A 10,075-nucleotide genomic window follows, 5' to 3' on the forward strand; every position below is an offset into this window, starting at 1 on the left:
TTATAAACGCTATTATGTCGGTAATACATCGATATTAATATTTTTATATCACATGATAGACTTATCATACATATCTATAATTGATAAATAAACGAAAATTATTCCCTTTAAGGAACCGAATACATCCCTTGCTAACCCTTGATTTTATAGCGTTTATATCACTTATCAATCGATTTATAGATTTGGAATTTATTTATCTATATTTTTAAATTTATAAAATAAACACATTCATATAAGTAATATTAAAAAAGATAGCTCATTAAGCCTTTTAACGATAAAAAACTCAATGAGCTATCTTCCATTTTTTCGATATCTTGATCATTCTCCAAGTATCTTGATCATTTTACCCCAAATGATCAAGATACTCCAAAGATGATAAAGATAGATCAACTCTTCCTTACCCCGTACTTAGTAGCTCTAGCATTACCATATTTAGCGATCTTATCATCATCACGCAATTTCTTAATAGCACGGCGAATAGTAATCTCACTATATTGAGGAATTAAATTAGTAAGTTCTTTAATAGACAATGGTTTCAAGGATTGATGGATAGTCTTCATCACTAGCTTATCTACAGGTAAATCGGATTGATTCACCATACTTAATCGTTCGTTAAAGTCACGATAGTCTTTCAAGACAACCCCTAAAAAATAATCTAGGAACGGTAAATAATCATTCTTATTTTCCATCCAATTAATTGAACTGTCTTTCAAAGCTTCATAGTACGCTGGTTTTGTATCCTCAATTGATTTTTCAATACTAATATATTTTCCAACATCAAATCCTGCTTTATACATTGTTAACAGCATTAACAAACGCGACATTCTTCCATTGCCATCACGAAATGGATGAATTGACACAAAGTCAAAAATAAACGCTCCCGATAATAGTAATGGTGATATTTCTCCTGCTTGAACTGCTAAATTATATGAATCGCATAAATTTCGTACTAGCTCCGGTGTTAAATAAGCCGCTGGTGGATTAAACCTCACTTTCTGTGTACCATCAGTATATTTCGTAACTATTTGATTGTTACTATCTTTAAACTTTCCACCCCAAGTACTTTCTGTATATGCAAATAATTGTTTATGCATTTCTAAAATAGAGTTAACTGTAATTGGAATATAATCATATTGTTCATGAATTAGTTTAAGAACATCGCGATACCCTGAAATTTCTCTCTCATTTCGATTTCGTGGTTGCGTTTTATTCATCATAATCTTATTCATTCGATCATCGGTTGTATAGATCCCTTCAATACGATTAGATGAACTCGTACTTTGTATCTTGGCAACTTCAACTAACCGATCCAAGGTATCTTGATAGTCAGTTTCGTAACTATCAGTCTTACCTCTAAGATTATAAATTTGATTTAATTTATTCACCAACGAATTAGTGTATTTCAATCCATTAAGTGTCTTATAATCAAACTTTTTGATATTAATCACCCCTTTTATCTTGATCATTCTCCAAGTATCTTGATCATTTTACCCCAAATGATCAAGATACTCCAAAGATGATAAAGATAATTATCATTCTTTAAACCCAAAAAGATCCATGACAAAGCTTTTTTGCTCTATCATGGATCTTTTTTACTTCATCAGCAGACTTATTTAGCTACTAAATCCTTTTGAGGGGGAATGGATCTATTTATCTGCTTCCTTCTTCTTGCGTAAGCCGCCTAAGCCAAAGAGACTTGCAACAGAAGCGAGGCTTAATCCAACTAATGAAGCAGTATTGTTAGCTTCATTACCAGTCTGTGGTAATTGCTTAGCAGGTGCGGCACTTTGCTTCTTATCACCAGTAGAAGCAGGCGCTGCAACCTTGTTAGTTACTGTTGTGTTGTTGTCAGCTTGTGGTGCAGCAGTATTGCCATTACCGTTGTCAGTATCGGCATTAACATTATCGTTTACTGCGTTGACATGAACATTAACAGTTACTTCATAAGTCGTCCCATCTGGGAATGTTACTTCAACGATACCAGTGTGGTCACCCGGTGTAGTTACATCAGGTTCTTGCTTCCAAGTGTACTTAGTACCATCTGGCATTTGGTCCTTGTTCTTGATAGCATCCGCTGGGTTAGGAAGTTGACCCTGGTCGGTGTTAATGCCTTGGCCTTCTGGAGCCGGAACAGTAACTTCGACTTGCTTTTCAATGTTTGAGCCATCTGGGTAGTTCACAACAATAATTTCAGTGTGAGTACCTGGAGTCTTAACATCTTCTCTAACCTTACCTTCGTCCTTCCAAGTGTACGTGGTACCATCTGGCATATCACCTTTGTTCTTGATACCTTCTGATGCATCAGGAAGAACGCCTTCTGGAGTGGTAATTGGTTGAGTTTCAGGAGAATATTTATCCTTGTCTTGATCGTTGCCGCCTGGATTTGCAGGGTTTTGCACATTAACAGTAACAGTGATTGTGTCCTTTGAACCATCTGGATAAGTTACTGTGATTTGTTCATCATGCTTACCAACAGTGTTAACATCTTCCTTAACCTGATCTGGGTTAGTCCAGTTAGGCTTAGTGCCTTCAGGTAATTTATCAAGGTTCTTGATTCCATCATCAGCAGCTGGAACATTACCCTTAACAGTGTTAACTGGTTGGCCTTCTGGTTCGTTGCTTTCAGCATCAGTCTTGACGTGAACAACAGTTGGCACTTCATCTTTTGAACCATCTGGGTAAGTTACAACAACTGTCACTGACTTGTCACCTGGAGTAGTGGTGTCAACAGGAGTCTTCCAAGTGTACTTTGTGCCGTCTGGAAGATCGCTCTTGTTCTTAATACCATCTTCAGCATTAGGAGTCTGACCCTTATCAACAGTAACAACTTGTGGTTCTGGAGTATACTCGTCAGCCTGACTAGTAACATTGACATAAACTGAAACAACTTCACTTGAACCATCTGGGTAAGTAACAGTTACATCATGCATTGTTAATCCAGACTTAGCGGTTGATGGAATACCATTAGTCCATGTGTACTTGGTACCACTTGGTAAGTCACCCTTGTTGGTAATACCTTCAGGAGCAGCATTAGTCAAGTCATCGCCTAACTCAGCAGTGATTGTACCGCCTTGTGGGTTGTACTTATCAGCATCAGTTTGTCGAGGTTGAGCCGGCTTGTTAACCGTGATTACTACCGGAACAGTGTCCTTGGAACCATCTGGGTAGGTTACAACAACCGTAGCTGGCTGGTCCCCAACCTTGCTGGTATCAGGGGTAATTTCCCAAGTGTACTTAGTTCCTTGTGGTAAGTCATCCTTGTTGGTGATAGCAGTTGATGCATCTGGAACTGGAGCATCCTTTTCAACAGTGATGTTTTGACCCTTAGGTGTGTTTTCATCAGCTTGTGATGGGTTAACGTGAACGATTGTTGGTACATCTTCAGCAGAACCATCTGGGTAGTGAACTGTGATTACAGCAGGCTTGTCACCTGGGGTATTAGTATCAACATCATTCTTCCACGTGTAAGTAGTACCTTCTGGCATCTCATCCTTGTTCTTGATACCTTCTGATGCATCTGGAAGCTTGTGACCCTTGTCAACGTTAACTACTTGACTTTCTGGAGTGTACTTTTCAGCATCCGTCTTGTCTGGAGTAGTAGCGTTGTCAGTTACGATGACCGTAGTCGGTACCTTGTCTTGTGAACCATCTGGGTAAGTTACCGTGATAACTACCGGTTGCTTGCCGACCTTAGATGGGTCTGGAGCTACTTCCCATTCGTACTTAGTATCGCTTGGTAAGTCACCAGTGTTCTTGATTCCATCCTTAGCAGCTGGAACCGGGTCACCCTTCTTGATAGTGACATCTTGACCTTGTGGATCGTACTTAGCAGCATCATCGATAACGTGAACCATTACTGGAGCTTCGTCAACTGAGCCGTCTGGGTAAGTTACGATTACCACACCTGTCTTGTCACCAGTAGTTGAAGTATCAACCGGTGTCTTCCAAGTGTACTTCGTGCCAGCCGGTAAGTCATTGTGGTTAACAATTGCCTTTTCAGCATCCTCATCAGTCAACGTGTATCCCTTGTCGACAGTAATGTTGCCACCGTCAGCAGTGTACTTGTCAGCATCTGTTGGGTTAACAGTAACAGTAACTGGTACTTCAGTCGTCTTACCACCTGGGTAAGTTACAACTACCGTAGCTGGCTTTTCGCCTGGAGTAGTAGTGTCAACTGGAGTCTTCCATTCGTACTTCGTGCCGTCTGGAAGATCGCCAGTGTTGCTGATAGCAGTTGCTGGATCTGGAGTTTCACCCTTATTAACAGTGATATTTTGACCCTTAGGTGTGTTAGCGTTGTAGGAAACGTTAACAGTTTCGCCCTCAGTATCTGGAGTTACCTTAACTTCTGCAGTGTTTCCTTCAACAACAGAAGTGTAACCCTTCTTCTCTTGGGCTGTGTATGCTGGCCATACGCTAGGAGCCTTGTCGTCAGCAATGAATTTGTCTCCATCAACTTTACCTAATTGCCATTCACCGTACTTAACAGGCGCATTTGGATCAGTTGAAACCGTCTTCGTCCGACCGAACCATACTGTTTGAGTTGAAGTAGTAATTTTACCAGTTACCGGATCAGTTACCTTAATTGTCCGTGTTGGGTGAGCGAACATATCACTGTTTTCACCTGGGTTATTAGGATCAATTAATGGATCAGTTGGTTGGGTAGTCTTGTCGTAAGCAACAGTTACATTAGTGTTATGAGCTTCTGGAGTAACCTTATCATTGCCTTCAACTACCTTAGCATCTTTGCCATCAACAGTTGAAGTGTAACCCTCAACTTGTGGTACATCGTATTCGTCCCATGAGCCAGCCTTAGCACCAGTTGACTTCCAAGTGCCGCCATCCTTAGTAGCAACAGTCCAGTCTACCCAGTTACCATTCTTGTCCTTGGCATTTTGGCCTTCGCCACCACGAACGAAGTGAACATTTTGCTTAACAGTTTCAGTAGTACCATCAGTCTTGTAAACCGTGATTGTCCGAGTAACATCCTGGTTCATTTCGCTGTTTGATGGATCATAAGCAGTACCACCATTTTCGTGAGTTACGTATACCGAAATACCGTTTTGTGGTGTCAAGTAGCCGTGTGCATCAGCAGTTGATTGAACAGCTTCTGACTTAATCTTGTCTGACTTAGTCTTTTTACCGTTTTTGCCGTATTGTACGTAAGTTACGTCATCAGCATTCTTACCTGCTGGAGCATCTTCTTCAGCGAAGACAGCCTTTTCAGTTGAAGCAATCCACTTACCGTTTTCAAGCTTGCCAAATGTCCATGCGCCGTAACTTACAGTATCCCCATTAGCGTCAACTTCCTTAGTACGTGCGTAGCTAAGAGTTTGTGACAATTCGTCTGACTTTGTACCATCTACGTATACATCACGGTGAACATTCATGAAGAGGTCCTTTTGGTTTTCGTCAGTTGGATCTGTTGGGTTAACTGTAGTAGAACCCGCAGCAATCGTTACATCAATGTCTAAGTAGTTATTAGGATCATTGTTGAAAGTCAAGCGAACAGTACCTTCATTAGCACCCTTAACAAACTTACCATCTTGGCCCGGAGTCTTATTCCAGCTTGCGCCAGTCAACTGACCGTTTTCAAAAGTACCAGTTGCCAAGTTACCTAAGTTAAGGTAGTTTTCAAGATCCTTAGCTTCTGTTGGTACAGTTTCACCAACACCAGCCTTCAAGTTATCCTTAGCAGTTGCACCGTAGAAGTTGAAGTAAACATTTGACCAGTTTGAGCTACCGTTATAGCCTAATCCAAGCTTACCAGAGATTGATTTATCAACCATGTAAGTGTAACGCCACTTAGAGTTGCCACGTAAACCTTCTTCAGTTTGTTCAGCAGAGTTAACAACACCATTTACCTTGTAAAGCGTGTCGGCTGAACCGTCTGCAAAGTTAGATACGTTAGTGTTTGGAGCTTTTACACCCTTGTGGTAACTCTTGTCAGAATTATTAATCCATTCATAACTAATAAGACTTGCGTCAAAGCTATCACTTGGATCTTCAGTATTAATAAACTTAGTACGATCAGCATTTAACTTGTAAGTTACATGCTTGTTATAAGCATCCGCAGTATTACCCTTGCCTTTCCATTCACTGTAGAAAGTAATTGTATCAAAACCACTCTTAGCAGCTTCTGGAGTGTAATCATAGCTAGTCTTGTGGTAATTCTGTTCAGTTGCCTCGAATGAGGTCATGGTTTGGTTGCCATAGTAGGTATTGTTACCATGGTCCACACCAGTTACGCTTACCGGAACATTAACAGTAGTGCTTGAACCATCCTTGTAAGTTACAGTTACAGGGACAGTTAATGAACCAAGGTCAGCATCTGAATCTACGGTTGCTGTTACTTCACCAGTAGTCTTGTTAACATCAACGTTTACACCCTTAGGAGCAGCGAAGTCACCAGCTTCGTAGCCAGTAACAGTACCTTCTGGCATGTTCTTAGCATTTTCAAACGAAGGGTTAACGCTTTGCGTAGCTTGACCACTTTCTGGACGTTCAACGTTTAGGTCTGGGTATGAAGCTTTGTACTTATCAGAATCGTTAACGTGATCAGTAACCGTTACTTTAACACTAGTTTGGTCTTGTGAACCATCTGGATAAGTTACAGTTACCGGAATAGTGTAATCCCCAGTAGTAACGTCAGTACCAGGATTCAATGTTACAGTACCATCTTCTCCAACAGTTGCCCAATCTGGAGCATTATCGCCCTTAACAAACTTCGTACCTTCTGGAGCAGTTGTGGCTTTACCATCTTTATCCGTAAACGATGGGGTAGCTGTAGTTTCTCTACCTTGTTCAACTGTTACCGCTGGGTATGAAGGAGTGTAATTATCAGCTTGAGGTTCAGTAACATTTACTGGTACAAGAACAAAATCAACTGATGGGTGATCTGCTGTACTATCCTTGTAAATAATCGTTGCTACTTGACCGTTGAAGTCATCGCCAGTACCACTAGTCTTAACCTTAAGAGTACCATCTTCATTAGTGGCTGGAGTTACACTAGCAATCTTCTTCAAAGCGTTGTAGACGTTTTGTTGAGCTGTAGTTAACGTAGCACTTGGATCTTTGCGGAGCTTACCGTCTTCAGTGAAGTCAGTCTTACTCCAATCAAGGCCCCAACTAGAATTATTCCAGTCAATAAGACTATCTGGTCCAAGAATAGTTTCGTGGTCTTGGGCAACAGTGTTATCTGAGCCCTTAAGATCCTTGATCCCATTTTGTAAGTCTTTCTTAGTAAAGTCACTAACTTTGTCGTTAGTAGTCTTGTTAATAGCTTGAGTTTCTGGTTCATAGTTGGTTGCGTCGTTGATTACGATCTTGCCGTTTTCACCAAGAGTGATTCGACGTGGTGACCACCAATTAAAGTCGTTAGTCAATTGAGTTAAACCAACACCATGAACGCCGCTCATTGAATCACCAATGTATGAACCGTTGACGTATTTGTAATCGCCTTGGAATGGAGCCATCACAGCAGTACCTGCTGACTTGTCAAATGGCGTTCCCCAATATTTGCTCTTCAAGTAACCTGAGATATCGAAGTATTGACCACCCTTGTCGCCAGCCTTAGCACCAGCTGGTAAGAAGTTACTAAAGAAGTTACCACCAGCAACTTGAGTATTTAATTCTTGGATTCGCCATGCTTCATCTGGAGTTTCAGTTTGGTTAGAGCCATTCCATTGAGCTAAAGGAGTTCCTTTAACGTCATCCGCCTTAACGATTACATTGTTGTGAAGGCCTTCAAGACGGAATGCTGAACCAACTTGCGAACCTAAGCGTTGGAAGTTAACGTATTGCGGGTTAGTGATAGTAACGTTGTTAGTTGCTCCCGTACCAAACATTGAAACCAAACCAGCAATATTTGCGGAACCCTTTGGACCAATCCAATTCATTGAATCTGGCCAAGTACCATCGTATGCAGAATTAGCTGAATCTTGTAAATCAAGAGTTGCACCTTCACCAACCGTTAAGTTATAAGTTTGTCGTTCGTTAGTATAGCCTGAACCAAATGAAATTAACGGATCAACGGTTTGAATGTCCATGCCCTTTTCGCCACGAACAATTCTCAAAGTACCATTGTCAACAAGTGAATTACTGTTCTTCTGGAGAATATGAGGGTCACCTTCAATTACATTAAGAGTAATTGGAGCATAGTGGAAACCATCGTTAGTTAAAGTTGCTGAATCTTTAACAGTACCGTTCTTGTTGTTATCTTGACGGGTATCAATGTTTAAAGTGGCGTCCTTATCAATTTGCAAGTTACCAGCATAAATTGCGATTGAGTGACCAGTACCCATAGTAAGGTCCATGTTTGAGCCACTCTTTAAGACAACGTTACCACCTTGAGCATTGTTGTCGTACAAGAAGCGTAAGTTGTGACCCACACCATTTTCACGGTCAATACCCTTATTAAAAGTCAGCTTAGCGTTTTCACCCATCGTGAAGTTACCCTGGGCAGCTGGCTTCTCAAGAGTTGCATCACGTTCATTTTCAACACCAACGTAGAATGCGTTGTAGCCTTTACCAGTGGTCTTGCCACTAGTAACTGGGCCAGTAACATTCATGTCGAGAGTTGCATCTTTGGCAAAGTCAACATTGCGGGCAACAACTGTACTGTAACCAGTTCCTGGTAATACGTTAGTTACCTTGTTGTTACCTGCAAAAGTAACGTTGATTTGACCAACACCAGCCCCAGAGTTATCAACTAACGAAGCGTTCTTAACATCAGCAGTAACGTTTTCAAAAGTTAAGTTAGTGTTGTCAGCGTTCTTTTGATTTACGAAGAAGTGGAATGGACCATAGCCACTAGTAGTGTCATTAGTCTTAAGATCCATGTTCTTAACAGTTAAGTTCCACTTAGCACCGTTATCGTAGTTCTTATCCCAGAAACTGAAGAACCATTGACCCATGTTAAGTTCGTGACCATTACCATCAATAGTTAAATCACGGGCAATACCATTAAACGTCTTATCAAATGCGTTCTTATTACCAAATGCAAGTTCATGAGCGCCAAGTAATGTATTATGATAGTCACCCTTGTTACCACCGGTCCAGGCACCACCCTTAACATCAGCTTCTTCATCAGTTAAGTTGGTTAAATCGATGTTATTTGAAAGGTTAATAGTATTAACATCTTTGTTAGCAATCGCTTGACTTAAACCGTAAATGCCATCAACAGTAGCAACACCATCTATAACATCGTATTGCTTACCTGGTTGATCATTATTTTGCGCTGCACGGAAAGCAGTATTTTCGTTTGCGTTAGCAGTGGTCTTTTCAGCAGCTACTGATTCTAAAACAGCGTTAGTATCAACATCCGAACTCGCTGCCGGTGCGTCACTTTGCCCATGTGAACTTGCAGCAGCTTTTTCTGCTTCGGCAGTGTTTGATGCAACTGCCTTTTCAAATGCGTCAGCAACCGTAGCGGATTGACTAGCTGGGGCCGCACTTGGCGCAACTGCTGAAGAATCAGCTGCAGCAGAAGCCTTTAAAGTAGTGCTAGTAGCGTTTGCGTCGTTACTTGCTTGGGCACTGGTTGCGGAGTGTGCATTAGCATCAGAATCAGGTTGTACTTCATCAGCACTAGCAGATGCATTTATCCCCATAAATGTAAATCCTAGTAATACAGAAGCAACACCTACCGTAAGCTTTTTAATCGTAAACCGTTGTTTCTTCGGTTCCTGCTTACGGAAATATTCTTGTCGGTTATTCTTTGACAACATTTAAATTTCCCCCTCTTAGTTAGTGGCTTATAAACATAATTATTAATTAACGTGTTTGATTCTAAACTAATTTATCATGTTTTCAAAGAATAAATTTTCCCCAACGGCCGTAAACCCTATGCTCTAAAGGGAAAGCAGCCCAAAAAATTATTTTTGTTCGCATGATAGATTTATCATATATAAAGTAATTAGTCATAAATGCGATAAGCGTTTTCAGGTGAAAAGTAGAAATATGCTATTTATCACCCTGGTCCAACCGTCAATAGCCCTTAAACACGTAGAGAATTAGCTAACCCAATGCTATTTTCCATTATTTTAGCCTACAGTTCAAAACTGAAAAGCTATTT

At 40.7% G+C, this 10,075-nt stretch carries 2 protein-coding genes; both read right to left on the reverse strand.

The window, feature by feature from the left end:
- Window positions 1-386: 386 nt before the first annotated feature.
- Complete coding sequence (locus H5S39_RS00370; RefSeq protein ID WP_182595109.1) at window positions 387-1,466, reverse strand: Fic family protein; 1,080 nt, start codon at window positions 1,464-1,466, stop codon at window positions 387-389.
- A 180-nt stretch (window positions 1,467-1,646) separates the two neighbouring features.
- Window positions 1,647-9,728 carry a Rib/alpha-like domain-containing protein gene (locus H5S39_RS00375; RefSeq protein ID WP_182595110.1) on the reverse strand — a complete coding sequence of 2,694 codons (8,082 nt, stop codon included), beginning with the start codon at window positions 9,726-9,728 and terminating at the stop codon, window positions 1,647-1,649.
- Window positions 9,729-10,075: the final 347 nt, after the last annotated feature.

Origin of the sequence: Limosilactobacillus rudii, from assembly GCF_014145455.1 — a bacterium.
In the GTDB taxonomy this organism is placed as follows: Bacteria; Bacillota; Bacilli; order Lactobacillales; family Lactobacillaceae; genus Limosilactobacillus; species Limosilactobacillus rudii.

Excerpts from the sequence above, each read along its gene's own strand:
- H5S39_RS00375 (WP_182595110.1), bottom strand. The coding sequence starts at position 9,728 with ATGTTGTCAAAGAATAACCGACAAGAATATTTCCGTAAGCAGGAACCG.
- H5S39_RS00370 (WP_182595109.1), bottom strand. The coding sequence starts at position 1,466 with ATGATCAAGATAAAAGGGGTGATTAATATCAAAAAGTTTGATTATAAG.